15 protein-coding genes are annotated in these 14,441 nt (G+C 42.0%); 3 read left to right on the forward strand and 12 right to left on the reverse strand.

The annotated features are described in order from the left end of the window. Positions 1-171: 171 nt before the first annotated feature. Positions 172-558 (forward strand): hypothetical protein, encoded by a 387-nt coding sequence (locus tag L3V36_RS14355; RefSeq protein WP_208774971.1) that lies wholly within the window; start codon positions 172-174, stop codon positions 556-558. A gap of 95 nt (positions 559-653) precedes the next feature. On the opposite strand, the gene L3V36_RS14360 is transcribed toward L3V36_RS14355, so the two are convergent. The 5 genes from L3V36_RS14360 to L3V36_RS14380 all read right to left on the reverse strand — a co-directional run bounded on the left by L3V36_RS14360 (position 654) and on the right by L3V36_RS14380 (position 7,054). Further along, positions 654-1,121 carry a hypothetical protein gene (locus L3V36_RS14360; RefSeq protein WP_208774969.1) on the reverse strand — a complete coding sequence of 156 codons (468 nt, stop codon included), beginning with the start codon at positions 1,119-1,121 and terminating at the stop codon, positions 654-656. Between the two features lies 1 nt (position 1,122). Continuing rightward, positions 1,123-3,078, reverse strand: coding sequence for a hypothetical protein (locus L3V36_RS14365; RefSeq protein ID WP_208774967.1), 1,956 nt, complete (start codon positions 3,076-3,078; stop codon positions 1,123-1,125). A gap of 2 nt (positions 3,079-3,080) precedes the next feature. Beyond that, positions 3,081-4,982 (reverse strand): hypothetical protein, encoded by a 1,902-nt coding sequence (locus L3V36_RS14370; protein WP_208774965.1) that lies wholly within the window; start codon positions 4,980-4,982, stop codon positions 3,081-3,083. Continuing rightward, positions 4,972-6,537: a site-specific integrase gene (locus L3V36_RS14375; RefSeq protein ID WP_208774963.1), complete on the reverse strand. Its 1,566-nt coding sequence runs from the start codon at positions 6,535-6,537 to the stop codon at positions 4,972-4,974. Before L3V36_RS14375 ends, L3V36_RS14370 begins: the two co-directional genes overlap by 11 nt. 70 nt (positions 6,538-6,607) lie before the next feature. Continuing rightward, a complete protein-coding gene (locus L3V36_RS14380) occupies positions 6,608-7,054 on the reverse strand; it encodes a YcgN family cysteine cluster protein (protein WP_208774961.1) in 447 nt (148 codons plus the stop codon). A gap of 159 nt (positions 7,055-7,213) precedes the next feature. Here L3V36_RS14380 and L3V36_RS14385 point away from each other — a divergent pair, with 159 nt between their 5' ends. Beyond that, a complete protein-coding gene (locus L3V36_RS14385; protein ID WP_004734153.1) occupies positions 7,214-7,462 on the forward strand; it encodes a YkgJ family cysteine cluster protein in 249 nt (82 codons plus the stop codon). A gap of 100 nt (positions 7,463-7,562) precedes the next feature. Further along, the gene (aqpZ, locus tag L3V36_RS14390; protein WP_004734154.1) at positions 7,563-8,252 is read left to right on the forward strand and encodes an aquaporin Z; all 690 of its coding nucleotides are present in this window, start codon (positions 7,563-7,565) and stop codon (positions 8,250-8,252) included. Positions 8,253-8,347: 95 nt separating this feature from the next. Here the strand turns inward: aqpZ and recR are convergent, their stop codons facing one another. From recR to L3V36_RS14425, 7 genes are all read right to left on the reverse strand, one after another. After that, a complete protein-coding gene (gene recR / locus L3V36_RS14395; protein ID WP_017079504.1) occupies positions 8,348-8,947 on the reverse strand; it encodes a recombination mediator RecR in 600 nt (199 codons plus the stop codon). A gap of 80 nt (positions 8,948-9,027) precedes the next feature. Next, entirely contained in the window at positions 9,028-9,357 is a 330-nt protein-coding gene (locus L3V36_RS14400) for a YbaB/EbfC family nucleoid-associated protein (protein WP_004734156.1), read from the reverse strand. Between the two features lie 168 nt (positions 9,358-9,525). After that, positions 9,526-11,799: a DNA polymerase III subunit gamma/tau gene (gene dnaX, locus L3V36_RS14405; protein WP_208774959.1), complete on the reverse strand. Its 2,274-nt coding sequence runs from the start codon at positions 11,797-11,799 to the stop codon at positions 9,526-9,528. Positions 11,800-11,817: 18 nt separating this feature from the next. After that, positions 11,818-12,363: an adenine phosphoribosyltransferase gene (gene apt, locus L3V36_RS14410; RefSeq protein ID WP_004734171.1), complete on the reverse strand. Its 546-nt coding sequence runs from the start codon at positions 12,361-12,363 to the stop codon at positions 11,818-11,820. Between the two features lie 161 nt (positions 12,364-12,524). Further along, entirely contained in the window at positions 12,525-12,896 is a 372-nt protein-coding gene (locus tag L3V36_RS14415; protein ID WP_029222189.1) for a YbaN family protein, read from the reverse strand. A gap of 73 nt (positions 12,897-12,969) precedes the next feature. Then, positions 12,970-13,107: a hypothetical protein gene (locus L3V36_RS14420; protein WP_004734169.1), complete on the reverse strand. Its 138-nt coding sequence runs from the start codon at positions 13,105-13,107 to the stop codon at positions 12,970-12,972. 148 nt (positions 13,108-13,255) lie between these two features. Further along, complete coding sequence (locus tag L3V36_RS14425) at positions 13,256-14,359, reverse strand: response regulator (protein WP_004734168.1); 1,104 nt, start codon at positions 14,357-14,359, stop codon at positions 13,256-13,258. Positions 14,360-14,441 lie beyond the last annotated feature (82 nt).

The following is a 14,441-nucleotide window of genomic DNA, read 5'->3' on the forward strand; positions in this document are numbered from 1 at the left end:
GTGAACATCACGCCCGCCATACCTAACTCATTGTGCCGTAAACACTTAGACCAATTCAAACCGAAATTTACAAACGTTACGAACCGTATTAAATGTTTTGCTATGCCACTTATTGACACTGTAATTATACACAGTTATTGTTCATTGTATGTACAATAAAATAGGCTATTTATGAGAGACTTTAATGCAAACCAGATTAATGGTGACGTCAACATTAACGACAACTCAACTGAACACAAACTATTGATACACTGTAGCAACGAAGAGCTGCTGCACGAAGAAATTCATCGAAGGGATGTACTTTCGAAAGAAAGAAACAGGAAAAACAATGTCCTATTTAAACTATTAGGTTTTTGTGCATCTGCTTTTGTGCTTGCTGCTATTTGGTATTGGATCAAAGGTCAAGTAGACTTGATCTCTGGTATGCTTGGTTTCGCCTCCATAGCCTTAACCCTACTTTTCCTCCAAGAAGGTGAAAAAACTACTGAGTTTGAGAGACGTCAAATACAAGCTCTAAATGAAATCAACATGCTGCTCAGGGAGAGAGGTGTTCGATAACTTTAAGCGTCTTGAATTTGGGCTGTAAACTAATTTCAGCCCTACGAGCATAGGTATGTATACGCTTATGAGTAGGACACTAGCTATTTTTCCAATTAATCCCCATTTTGTATCGGAACAACTACATCATTCTGAGAACTTATTTCGGTCTGTAGTTCGTGTGCTCGATACATCATCTCCGCGTATTTATGCTCAAGTATTTTTCTCGCCTTTATGGCATTGTCTCTTTCTTTTCTGTATCTGTTTTTAAGCTCTGTTGCTTTTTTTAACTTAGCTTTCAGTACATCTATATCTGACAAACTACTAGACTCTTCGATAAGAAAGCTATTTTCTAATTCCTTTTGTTTATTAGCATTGCATTCATCAATTATTGGATTGGCATACTCCATAAATTTTTTAAATTTGTATATGTAGCCGTGCCCTAATCCCGCTTCCTCATTAACTCGGTTCAGAGTAAGTCTACCGTTAGCTTTTACCCTGATAGGCTCACCATTCAACAGTCGCTGTAAAGCATTAACTAACATGCCCTCCGCTCTTGTTCTAGAGTTAAATTCAATTTTCATATTAATGAGCCTTTATATTATCGGTGAAACTTTCATAAGGAATGCCATGGAAAGTGAGTGTTTGTTCGATAATCAATATTTTTTCCTTTCTAGCAGAAAGCAAAGATGAATATGCCTGATCTCTCAACTCATTGATTTTTCTGAAAGAACGAATAAGTTCTATACGCTCCCTAGCCATTTTTTTTGCACCTTTATCTGTAACAACTCGGCCGCAATTTTTTCTCGATTTAGTAACCTCATTCATAGAACACAAACGTTCGCAATCTCGGCTAGTGCAATAGCCTCCCGTTGGTAAGATAACAAGAGCTTTCTCTTTTGAACGTAGTAGCATTCGAAGCTCATCACGGTTCATATACACTTTCTCCCCTTTCTTAAGCATCTTCTCCTTAATAGCCCGAATTTTCTCACCTTCAATCCCAGAGAGCCTATCTGATACATTGTAGATATCATCTAAAGCGTCGACTGACACATCCTCTACGGCTTTATGAAATTCCTTAAGCAAATCCTTATCCATCAATAACTTGTTAGTTCGGGCTAGTTCAGAGTAATTTATATACCAGCGCGACATTCTAAGGTTCTTATGTTTAAGTTGATACTTGATGGTCAGTTCATTACCTAATTGATTTCTAACAACAAATACAGCAAATGATCGCCTTATATCATGTGGAGAAAGTTTAGGTAACGTACCACCTAGCTCTAACTCACCAGCCCAATCGGGATTTAACACATTGAATTCTTCAACATCTTCTTCAGTTGCTTGAATATCAAAGAGTTTTAGCCCTAAGCCAGAAACATCATTGTCAAAACGAAGTCTGTAGTATGGTCGCGGGACTTGCCCCCTGTAATCGCACGATATGAAAGCACCTTCTAACTCTTCCATTGCAGCGTCATAAGCATCCTTAGATACATCACCATTATGCTTAGCGATCTCCAATCTATTTTGATGATAAACCCTCATGCTTTGTGAAGCGTCGTAGGCAACTTCTAAAGCATTTTTTACTATTGGATGTGTATTCCACACAGTATAAATCGGCTGCCCATCGTTTCCTTTGCTAGTGAGTCCAGATACCAATGGAATCCCTTGCTTAACTTCATAACTCTCCTTATTCATAGTTAAAATTTCTTGCGTCCGTGCACCACTAAATAGAGCAACACAAATGAAACACTGTTTGAGTAGTTCATGTAGCCATTTACCATCAAACCTCATTTCGAAGTCAGGAATACTTTTGGCTAGCTTTTTAGCATGCCTTAAGATCCTAGCGTTAAACGCGGCCTGCTGATTATGCGTTAGTTTCGATACATTATGCTTAGCCAGTTCAATCGTGTATTCTGTATCTCTCAGCTTATATGCTTGCTCGATAACCTCAGAGATTGAATGTCTATCCTTATGGTATTTTTCAACAGTCTCAACTACCTGAGAAAGTACCTGAATATGTATTGCTTCAGGGAAAGCAATACATTGTTTTTCATCTCTTGAGCTCTTTAGCTTCGAGTATTCTTTGGCTGATACGACACGGTTTGTTATACCAACATCAGTCAATAGGTTTATAGTCGCGGATAGTTGCTTCAACGTACCAAAACTATACTTTCCTGCTAGGGCCCTCTTAAGCCTTTTCCACTCGCGATCGTGTGCCAAAAGTGAGAAGTCTGATTTCCCCCAATGGCGAATAATGTAATTCAGGTTCTTTACAATAGTCATCAAGTGACTTACGGTAACGTCAAGACTGTTTGATTTTTGTCTTTGGTGCTCTACCACCGCAAACATACAAGACTGAACATACTTCCTATGTTGTTCATCTATAGCCGAAAAAGACAATTTCTTTTTCACCTGCTTCAACGCAGTGAAATCCCACTCACTGTCAAATAAACGAGAAACACCTTCACTTGAGCTGTTAAAAGTGACATATGGATTTTCTTCTAAACATTTATCCATTTGTTGATTGTTATTGAACGACATAACTAGTCTCCAAAGTACTGCTGCAAGCTAGCGCGATTTTGATACAAAGGATGTAGCTCACCTTCGCGTATTCTACTCAATGCCTTATCGTAGTTACTTGGCGACTTAACTTTCATTCGTTCAAGCGTTTTACTAATAACAGCCTCAGTTTCAAACAGCTTAGTCTTAGGGGTTGAGTTAATGGATATATATTCTTTTAAGTCGGTAAGCTGCTCTAAAAACGATAACATGAGCCAAATATCAAATTCAGATGCCACTAATAAATGACTTTCACAGTCAAAGCACCCTAAGAAATCCGTACATTTGTGTTCATCATTATCTAAGTTTACTCCTTGGTGCTTTTTCCTCTGTATCTCCAAGGAAAGCTTCTTCGATGTGGGGCCAGAACAATGAACTCCAGATGGAGTTATTGCTGTACAGAACTTTCCTTTAATTAGTCGTTGTTTGTAGTCGTAATCAGATAAAATATCACTTTGTAGAGCTTTTGCCTCCGCGACCGACTCAGAAATCTCTTTCCCCTTCGCAATTGACATTTGTGCGGAAAATGCGGCATTCAAGTTGTTATCATGGTCATCTTTAATTCCATTACAATATGCAGAACTGACTGTTCTAACAGTGTTGTTTAAGCCCAACGATACCAGCACTACATCTTCTGTAACACGCATCAAAACATCTGATTTAGTTTGCCGAAAACGTGCAGCGTTAACTCTAACTCCCAATAATTTTTCTACCAACTTATTAATATAGTCAGTATTTGATTTGTTATAAGTAAAATCTAATACGCTCCCATTCTTCAGCTCTAAATATGGAAATAAAGGAAGTGTATCCATTTCCTTGTGCCCAAGTTTCTCGTACAAAAACTTAGTCATTCTCATCCACTTTTCAATCAACTCCTTAGTGTATTTTGAAAAGCCAAGAGCACTGTCTATTTTCTTATAACCTGCCCTAAACTTTTCTCCCTCAAATACGTAACGCCCCCCATTTATATCCTTGAACTTAACTTCCATGCGCCTCATTGAACTAAGAACTGAATGATTCATTCCTGTCAACATAAAAAAGACATACAACGAGTTACGACTTGCATGGTTTGCCAATAAGTTAAATTTGAGTTCTTCTTCTGATAAGTTGCTATTTCTTTTATTTACAGATGGAACCATCATACAGAGTCGGAAAGCTTTTCTTTTATTGGAAAGATCAATAGCTGACCAATTGTTCAACCGAGCTTGCTCAGTTAATAATTCCTCACTAAACATTGGGTGAACACTAGGCGTTTGAGATTGCTCTACGTGGATCATTAATTTATGAAGGCTATTTACAAGGAGACGCGAAATTGATTTGAGCTCAGTTTCTACTTTATAGGCAGTCAACGTAGACGAACGCTCTTTTGTGGGGACAATCGGTAAGTTTCTTATATCTGAGTAGCGCCCCCATTTCGAAAGTAACCAAGCCAATATTGCCTGTATGCCATAGGCTTTTGAAATTTCCTTTCCTCTCTTTCTCTGGGCATTGTAGTGTTTTAGACACTTAAACATTATTTCGAGAGAAAAAGGATCGCCAATATACGCGATAGAATCGATATATCGTAAGTAAGATACTAATCCCCCTTTGAAATGGCCCAGTATCGAATGTCCTTGCTTTTCTTGAATAGCAAGAGCATACAGCTCTTTAACTAGGTCATCCCTCCCCGCATTAACTACCTTTCCTTTCGCAATACTTCTTTGCGTGGGAACCCCCAGGAAACGAAACCTATTGAAGTTGAACTTTCGATCTTTGCCATCAGAAATAACCATATCTTGAAACCGTAATACACTAATAGAACTCTTATTCAGCTCTCTATTAAGCGGTATTAACGTGCGAGGGCGTCCTGAGCGTTGTACATGCGGCTTATTAATCTCAACGCTCATGGGACACCTCATCATTATGAAATGCACCTATATAATCAAGCACATCTTCGTATATCTCATCGGATGATGGCATGTCTTGAGCGATCTTTAGATACAACAAAGTCGTAGCCCTTTCATCATGGCCTAGTAAACTTGATACCATATCTAACGCTTTATCAGGACTAATAACAGGTATCCCATTTTCATCTACTTTATTTAGCAAGTGCCTAAATAAACTAATAGCAAAAGTGGGGCGAAGGTTGTGTAAGGAGCCTACGATTCTTTTATCTAAAGAGACTAACAAATTAGCTGTATTACGAACCTCCCCCCAACGCATTGTAAAGTCATTCAACCGCGTAAACATCGGCTTGCCTGTTTGCGTTATAAATAGGTAGTTAAGGGATGGGTTGATAGCATCATCGCCTTCAAAAAGATCGGTATTCCCTTGAGCAATTTCCTGTTCACACCATTTTTTGAAGGCAGCTAATCGCTTTTGATATCGCTCAGATTGAGTGTATTCATATAGTATTTTCATTAAGAAAGCAGGGATGACTGTAACTCTCGATTTATTCCCTCGATAAGACGTCTTAGTTAGAGATCCATATCTATCACCTATACCTATTTTTAAGATACTGTTCTTAAAAACTTCTTTACCGTCACATATGATCGTTTCAGGATTTACTACCTGTTCTAAATGCAAGCTAGCTGTTTCTTCTCGGCGCAAGCCTGTATAACGGCAAACCATTGGATGTAAGCAAAACTCAATAGGTAATGAATGTAGCTTCTTATCGTCACCATGACGAACCACTCTTCGTGATTTCATCAATATGTCTTGCAAAATCTTCCATTCAGGGCAGCTAAATGGTCTTAAATCTCTTCGTAGATTATCTAAAGCCGTACCGTAACTTTTCGAAGGTTTACTGAATTTTAGTCGCAGGTCTGTGGTGTGAAAATCTTTGCGTTGGTAGGCTTGGATACTTGAAGCTTTCGCCTCAAAGTAAACGGTCACTACTTCATAATCGAAAGGAGGGTTATTGAAGATAAAGCCTTTTTTGAGCCAGTAACGATAGAAACTTATCACACTGGTAAGGTACTGTTTTGCTGTAGTCTCAGCCAAGCTGCCTTGTTTTACTAAGTTCCTTAAGCCTTCTCTATATTGATATGTTAAGCGCCCTTGTTTATTGCGAGGAAAGTTCAGCCATGATGGTCGTGGTTCATCATAAAGTTCATCAATATCTGATTCATTATATTCTTCGTCCCACTGAGCCTGTGTATCTAAAATAAAGGTAAAGTAATGCGCTAATCCTTGAGCAGTTACGCCTAACTCCAATACGTAATCTTCAATGGCCCTAGACATCAGAAACTCATTAACGACGTCCAATGGCTGATAGTCTACTAAACATCCTGCTCTATCGTATTGAACGATATTTAAGAGCGGCATATTTTTTATCAATACATCGTTATTGTTACTACGATACTCACTGACTAGCCTCTCATTACAATCCTTAGACAGCAATGGTTTTTTATACGTGTAGTCTTTAATCTTTGAGATTTGTACGTATGAAAAATGCAGCATAAATGACTTACCGTAGAATTAAACCTTACAGTAGATCATAGACTACATTCTCATCTTATGAAGGTAAGTATTATCTTTTATAACCTGAAGGTAAGTTTTGGATGTGGTCTTCCCAATCGACAACATCGATTTCGTATACCACTTTGTTACGAACACTTTCACCTGCAGCATGCATCTCTGATTTAGAACCCGTAATCAGAGGGTGCCACTCAGGAATCGGTTTAGATTCAGATAGAAGACGGTAAGCACAAGTGTCTGGTAGCCAATGGAATTCATGAATCTTGTCACGAGTCAGCTTCAAACACTCTTCACCTGAAGTGAAGCGGTTCGGGTAGTCTTTACAAGAACATGTTTTGTCGTTTAACCAGCTGCACGCCACGTTGGTGTAGTAAACTTCATCGCTATCTTCATCCATTAGTTTATGCAGGCAACACTTACCACAACCGTCACACAGTGATTCCCACTCGTTCTCGGTCATTTGCTCTAGTGTCTTTTCTTGCCAAAATGGATTCGTCATAGGATTACTTCTTACTCTTTTACTGGGGTGCGTGTTATACCGCTAGCCCATAAAAAGTTCAAGGATAATAATTGTTCATTCTTTGATTCAATCAACAGCTGTCACTCTCATCATTTTTTGCTACTATCGCGCACCCTGTTATTTAGTGAGTTTAATTTGATGGAATGTCGCCTAGGTTGTGGAGCTTGTTGTATCGCTCCAAGTATTACATCTGCTATTCCTGGAATGCCTAATGGTAAGCCTGCTGGCGTACGCTGCATTCAATTAAATGAGCAAGATCTATGCAAATTATTTGGTCAACCTTCACGCCCGAAGGTATGTCACCAGTTCAAAGCCTGCCCTATCATCTGTGGTAAAACAGACCAAGAAGCGCTTGATAACCTGATTGAGTTAGAAGCCATTACCTAAGATTAGCTGACCTTTTCTTCCTCCTATATGCCCAAGATTTCACAATTCTGCGAAATCTAAACTATCTTGTTGATACTGGTACAGATTAATAAGGATAGTTATGAATAAGTATATCGCAGAAATGTTCGGTACGTTTTGGTTGGTGTTAGGTGGTTGTGGTAGTGCCGTCTTAGCCGCGGCTTTCCCTGATGTGGGAATTGGTCTACTCGGAGTTTCCCTTGCCTTTGGTTTAACCGTACTCACCATGGCTTTTGCTATTGGCCATATATCCGGTTGCCACCTTAACCCTGCTGTCACCATCGGTCTATGGAGTGGTGGTCGCTTTGATGGCAAGGATGTTGCGCCTTATATTATTGCCCAAGTGATTGGCGGTATTATCGCGGGCGGCGTGCTATTTGTGATTGCTTCTGGTCAAGCAGGTTTTGACGTTGTCTCATCAGGCTTTGCTTCGAATGGTTACGGTGAACACTCACCGGGTGGCTATTCGCTAACCGCAGCACTCGTGTGTGAAGTAGTAATGACTATGGTGTTCCTATTCGTGATCATGGGGGCAACCGATTCGAAAGCACCTGCCGGGTTTGCGCCTATCGCGATTGGTCTTTGTTTAACCTTGATCCACCTTATCAGTATCCCCGTCACTAATACCTCTGTGAACCCTGCTCGAAGTACTGGTGTAGCCGTATTTGTTGGAGACTGGGCTGTTTCGCAATTATGGCTATTCTGGATTGCACCGATTATTGGTGCCGTGATTGGCGCTGCGATTTACAAAGCTGTGCGTGGCTCTGATTAATCGTTTGAAAAGGTTTTAGAGTAGACGCATTTCAGAATAGAGCTTTAAAACAAAAAAGAAAAAGCCGCTTAGTGATGATTCACCAAGCGGCTTTTTTAGATCTTATGACGACCGAGTAAGGAGTGCGAAAGCGTGGTGCCATCCACCAGCTCTAGCTCACCACCGACGGGAACACCATGGGCGATACGGCTAGCGTTCACTTCATGGGCATTACATAGCTCAGCAATGTAATGCGCTGTTGCTTCCCCTTCTACTGTCGGGTTAGTCGCTAGAATTACTTCAGTGATATCACCACGACGTAAACGGTAATCCAAAACATCGAGACCGATATCACTTGGACCGATACCATCAAGTGGTGAAAGATGCCCCATAAGCACAAAGTAACGACCTGAATATTGGCCCGTTGCTTCAATGGCTGCAATGTCTGCAGGGCTCTCTACTACACAAATTTGACCATTTTCCTGACGTTTAGGATTGGTACAAATGTGGCAAGTATCTTCTTCAGTAAAAGTACGGCACTCATTACAATGACCAATTTCGGTCATTGCTTGGCTAAGAGCTTCAGCCAACTGTAGGCCGCCTTTTCTATCGCGCTGTAACAAATGAAAGGCCATACGCTGCGCCGACTTGGGGCCAACCCCAGGTAGACAACGTAAGGCCTCCATCAAATGCTCCAGCATATGACTGGTACGCATATTTAACCGTTCTAACTTTAAATAACGGCTTATTCAAGAACAAGCCGTTGGAAGAGACAAGTCTCTTATAAATAAGTCGCTTAGAAAGGCATTTTCATACCTGGTGGAAGTTGCATCCCACCAGTTACGCCAGCCATTTTCTCTTTTTGAGTCTCTTCAACACGACGAGCTGCATCGTTGAAAGCGGCTGCGATAAGATCTTCAAGCATCTCTTTATCGTCTTCCATTAGGCTTTCATCGATATCAACGCGACGAACACTGTGACTACCAGTAATCGTAATTTTTACAAGGCCAGCACCTGACTCACCTGTAACTTCCATATTTGCGATTTCTTCTTGAAGCTTTTGCATGCGTTCTTGCATTTGCTGGGCTTGCTTCATCATGTTGCCCATACCGCCTTTACCAAACATGTTATTACTCTCTGGTCTAATTGGTTTATTAAAATCATTTAAGCTACTAAGGGCTTAAATGGGGGTTAAAACACTGTGATTCAACCCCACGAGTTCAGTTCTCTGATTTGCTTTCCAAGGATGATATGCTCATCACTAAATGAAAGGCATATCGATATTGGAGGAACACTATATTGGACGAACGCTGTCTCTATCCAACTCGGCAGCAAAACGTCTTTCGATAAACTGTACGTTGGCATCGTTTTCCAAACTGGTAAACGCGTCTTTCAACTTGCTTTGATACAATCTTTCTCGCAGTTCTAGCGGTGTTTCTCCACCATCACCAATTTCAACACTCAAATGACACTCTTCTCCAAGCACAGTATTGAGAGACTGTAATAGCTCACTCTGTGCACGGTCCGTATTCAAGTGAGCCTGGCTCGCTCTTAACGTTAAGGTGATTGATGTGTCAATCTTAGTAAATACTGAGTTCAATGCTAACTGTTCAACAAGCTTGGCTGTCTCTAGCTTTTGAATCGTGGCGGACCATTCATCTTGAACAATCGACTCTTGAAGCAATTTGTCGACCATTTCAGGTGTCTTAATATGCTCTAACGCACGCTTGATCTGAGTAGGTGTAAGCTCTTTGCTCACCTCTTTCACTACAGGTTTAGACGGTTTCCAGCGATAAGGTTCATTATCGTTGGTCACATTTTCTGTCGAAGAGGCGGTTAAAGAAGCTGGCGACACCCGCTCAGAACCACCGTGTTGCTGAGCAACTCGGTCAAGAACTGAAGTTTTAGCTGGTGTCGCTTTAGCCTTTTTTGGCGCCGAACCTTTGTTTTCTGTTGCTGCACCACCTCTACGTTGAGAACGCAATTGGTGACGTAAACCACTCACAGGCGAAGTTGCACGCGCTGGTTGCTCTTGCGAAGCAGAAGGAACAGGTGGAACAGAAGGTGCAACGGGAGCAACATTTGGCTGCTGTTGATTTTGATAATTAGCTTGCTGAGTCATGGGACTCATCGGCTGCTCTGTGCCGTAGCTTGGACGCTCATCATAAGCAGGTGGCGCGTCATACTGACTGTGCGGGTAATCCTGTTCTGGATAACCTTGGTTGCCTGAATGATCAGCGTAACCTTGCGAATCTGAATATTGGTTCTGATTCTGCGGCGGTTGCTGTTGCACAGGCTGCTGAACAGGAGCTTGCTGAGACACTTGAGGCTGTGAAACCGCTGGAGCCTGAGCTGACTGTCTCGGAGCGGCCATTGGCGCAGCTTGACTCACTGGCTGAGCAACGCTTTGAGTTGGAGCTTGTCCTTGAACTACTTGCGCTGGGCTAGTCGACTCAGTCGAGATAGCCGTAGCAACAGTTTGCTCAGCAGGTCTGAATGCCAACATACGCAGAACCACCATCTCGATACCAACACGAGCGGTTGGCGATAATGGCAAGTCTTGACGCCCTTTCAACACTATCTGGTAGTAGAGTTGGATGTCTTGAGGGCTTAACGCTTTGCTCAGCAGTTCTAGCCTTTCAGCATCAGGCTGAGCCTTGTCTAAAGTCGACGGCAGAGCTTGATACATCGCCAAACGGTGTAATTGAGTCGCAAGTTGACTCAGCAATCCATCCCACTCAACGCCATTTTCAGCAAGAGCTTGAATGCAAGCCATCGCTAATTGTGGTTGTTTACTGCTAATCGCTTCAAGTAGATGAATCGCTTGGTCTGTATCCAGCGTTCCAAGCATGTGAGCAACAGTGTCTGTCACTACATTGCCATTACCTAATGCGATAGCTTGGTCTGTTAGGCTAAGAGCGTCACGCATACTGCCATCAGCGGCATGAGCAATCATTCCAAGCGCACGAGATTCAGACGTCACATTTTCTTGTTCAAGAATATGATCGAGTTGCTCGTGGATATTATCAACGCTAATCGGCTTAAGGTGGAATTGCAGACAACGCGACAATATCGTCACAGGAAGCTTTTGCGGATCCGTTGTTGCGAGCAAGAACTTCACATACTCAGGCGGCTCTTCTAAGGTCTTTAGAAGCGCGTTAAAACTGTGCCTAGACAGCATGTGTACTTCATCGATTAGGTAAACCTTGAAGCGACCACGTGCAGGCTTGTACTGAACATTGTCCAGAAGCTCGCGGGTATCTTCTACCTTAGTACGTGAGGCAGCATCGATCTCGAGCAGGTCAACAAAACGACCTTCATCGATCTCTTTACAGGTTGCACACTCACCACAAGGGGTTGAAGTAATGCCTGTTTCACAGTTGAGTCCCTTAGCAAACAAACGGCCGATGGTCGTTTTACCGACACCTCGTGTACCGCTGAATAGGTAAGCGTGATGCAACCTATTTTGGCTAAGGGCATTCTCTAATGCTGTTAAAACATGGGCTTGACCAACCACTTCTTTGAATTTGGTTGGTCGCCATTTTCGCGCTAACGCAAGATAGCTCATGAATAATTCCGAAAAGGATTAGTGACCGTCGAATTCGCAGATGCTAAACACTTCTAGACCTAAGCCTTGTAAGCGCTTGTCACCACCGATTTCTGGAAGGTTAATAACAAATGCAGCGTGTTCTACCACACCACCAAGCTGACGAATCAGCTTTGTTGTCGCTTCAATCGTACCGCCTGTTGCCAGCAAGTCATCAACCATCAGCACTTTATCGCCTTCAACGATAGCATCGGTATGGATTTCTAGCGTATCAGTGCCGTACTCAAGCTCATAAGATTGTGCCACAGTTTGACGAGGCAACTTACCCGGTTTACGAACAGGGATAAAGCCGACACCTAGCTCAAGAGCAAGAGGCGCACCAAATAGGAAACCACGAGCTTCAGTACCAACGATCTTAGTAAAGCCCATGCCCTTGTATGTGTCCACTAACAGGTCAATTGTCGCTTTGTAAGCGGCAGGATCTTCCATCAAGCTTGTTACGTCACGGAACAAAATACCCGCTTTAGGGTAATCAGGAATGCTTTTGATGCTTGCTTTGATCAGAGAGATTTTTTCTGTGTTCATAATCTTATGCACTTCATTAGGCCGCTTTCCAAACTCTCGTTAACGAATCAAACATCAACGCTCGGAATTAAGGAAAGGTACGATTGGTATTCATTGCAACGAGAGTCATAACTCTGATTGCTGAAATAATAAACGCCCGCTATACAAGCAGGCACACTGGCTTAATGGTAGTGATTTTCTTTGCTGTCAGCAACCAACTCATGGGTTGGAAGTCGCATAAACCATGTGAGAAGAATAACAAGTACACAAATTAGGAAAACCTTGACCCAAATGATCGGGGCAAAGTAGATCGATAACGCAAAACTCAACAAGATAAAGAACACGCCACGCGTTTTAACTTGTTTGGTCACAGCACCGTGTTGATACCAATTGTTCAATAACGGGCCGAGCGTTTTATGCTCATGCATCCATTTGTGAACTTTGGGGTTGCTTCGCATGAAACATGCACTGGCAAGAAGGAGAAAAGGCGTGGTTGGCAGAACGGGTAAAACGATCCCTAGAACTGCAAGAATGATACAAAGGCCACCAGCAATATTGAGGCTTAAAACTCGAACGCTAATTGTGGCCTCCTTGAGTTAGCTATCACCATCGGCGACGATAGCTTAACTAGAATGTTGCGTAACCATTGAATACTCGGATCAACGTAAGAGTTGCTGGTAGTAATGGAATCGCTAAAAATGCGGCTAAAAATCCTAAAAAATAGAATACATTAAACGGGTCTTGAAAGTCTTTGTTATCTGCCATGATTGCTTCTTGTTTTTGTTAGTAAAGGTAAGTATCTGGCGAACCAAACCCGCTTTGCTAAATCGACATTTAACAAAAAAGGCATGGCCACACCATTTGCGCAACTATACCTTAATCAATTATTCACAAAAACCGAGGAAATATAGGGTTAATCAGTGGACCCTTGGTGTATGTCTAAACTAAAACTGGCCGATCCAAGCAGGCTCAATGATAGCTGGCAGCCTTGTTCAATCGGAAGATCCCGTGTAATGAAGTTCTTCTTACAGTTCTCACCCAAGCGCTCGCCCGCCGCAATATGTTGATTCAATTCGCCATTCGACCATTGTCCATCTAAACCCGCAGGTAGAATAGAGATAGTTCCCACAGCAAGATCAGCAACACCAAACAAAGCATTCACAGGGGTCGAACATTTAGAGCAACGAATCCCCTTCTCCAAAATTTCCGCAATATCTTTGAGATCAACGTTAAAATCTTTTCTATTTCTGATGTAATCGTGGAATAACGCTCTCACCAACAATGTGGCCGCTGAGCCGCCGTTATCAGAAGACGACGAATCGACAAGGTAGAAAGCAAACTGCCCGTTCATCATCCACGCATAATCAAACACAAGCGGCATCATTTCTGTTGATTGCAGTAAACGGTAGCTGCAACGCCATGAGCCTTGTCGTGTGTCTTTCTCTGGAAGCAGCGCATGCAATAAATCTCTTGCAGCACTCGGGTTATCTTGCAGGTAGTTTAGATGCCAATGCAGCTCTTGGTCTTCAGGGATCTCGCCACCGTCATCAACGCAGAACCATTGGCTTGAAAAATCTCGTTGGTCTGAAATGTTATCGAACGAATCTGTCAACGTATTCGCAATCGCACTTCCTAAGTGACCGTGATCCTCTAGAGGTTTCGCTAAAAAGTCTTTGATACCAAATCGTAATGCTTTCGCCACATCAGACATATCATCAGTGCCAGACACAACGATCATAGGCAGTGACGGATACTCTAAACTGAGCTCTTCTACAAGCTCAATGCCATCCAGTATCGGCATTGATAAGTCACACACAATTAAATCTGGCGCTGAGTCTCTAAGCTTTTGCAGAGCGTCCAGCCCATTTTCAGCCTCAACCACTTTATAACCAATCTTGTCTAAGTACGCGCTGGTTATCCGGCGAAAAATAGGATCATCATCAACCAACATAACGCATTTTTGATTGAGAACTTCCTGAGCCGAGGTCATAACTGGCTGACTGTGAGTTTTGTACATAATCTCTAACCTCACAAAACTAAGTCGAATTATTATTGTTATCTGTTCTAAGAACTAATATAAAACTTAGTAATAAAATACT

It is taken from the genome of Vibrio sp. G-C-1, from assembly GCF_021728015.1.
In the GTDB taxonomy this organism is placed as follows: Bacteria; Pseudomonadota; Gammaproteobacteria; order Enterobacterales; family Vibrionaceae; genus Vibrio; species Vibrio splendidus.

Coding starts and splice junctions, on each gene's coding strand:
- L3V36_RS14355 (WP_208774971.1), top strand. CDS start 172: ATGAGAGACTTTAATGCAAACCAGATTAATGGTGACGTCAACATTAAC.
- L3V36_RS14360 (WP_208774969.1), bottom strand. CDS start 1,121: ATGAAAATTGAATTTAACTCTAGAACAAGAGCGGAGGGCATGTTAGTT.
- L3V36_RS14365 (WP_208774967.1), bottom strand. CDS start 3,078: ATGTCGTTCAATAACAATCAACAAATGGATAAATGTTTAGAAGAAAAT.
- L3V36_RS14370 (WP_208774965.1), bottom strand. CDS start 4,982: ATGAGCGTTGAGATTAATAAGCCGCATGTACAACGCTCAGGACGCCCT.
- L3V36_RS14375 (WP_208774963.1), bottom strand. CDS start 6,537: ATGCTGCATTTTTCATACGTACAAATCTCAAAGATTAAAGACTACACG.
- L3V36_RS14380 (WP_208774961.1), bottom strand. CDS start 7,054: ATGACGAATCCATTTTGGCAAGAAAAGACACTAGAGCAAATGACCGAG.
- L3V36_RS14385 (WP_004734153.1), top strand. CDS start 7,214: ATGGAATGTCGCCTAGGTTGTGGAGCTTGTTGTATCGCTCCAAGTATT.
- aqpZ (WP_004734154.1), top strand. CDS start 7,563: ATGAATAAGTATATCGCAGAAATGTTCGGTACGTTTTGGTTGGTGTTA.
- recR (WP_017079504.1), bottom strand. CDS start 8,947: ATGCGTACCAGTCATATGCTGGAGCATTTGATGGAGGCCTTACGTTGT.
- L3V36_RS14400 (WP_004734156.1), bottom strand. CDS start 9,357: ATGTTTGGTAAAGGCGGTATGGGCAACATGATGAAGCAAGCCCAGCAA.
- dnaX (WP_208774959.1), bottom strand. CDS start 11,799: ATGAGCTATCTTGCGTTAGCGCGAAAATGGCGACCAACCAAATTCAAA.
- apt (WP_004734171.1), bottom strand. CDS start 12,363: ATGAACACAGAAAAAATCTCTCTGATCAAAGCAAGCATCAAAAGCATT.
- L3V36_RS14420 (WP_004734169.1), bottom strand. CDS start 13,107: ATGGCAGATAACAAAGACTTTCAAGACCCGTTTAATGTATTCTATTTT.
- L3V36_RS14425 (WP_004734168.1), bottom strand. CDS start 14,359: ATGTACAAAACTCACAGTCAGCCAGTTATGACCTCGGCTCAGGAAGTT.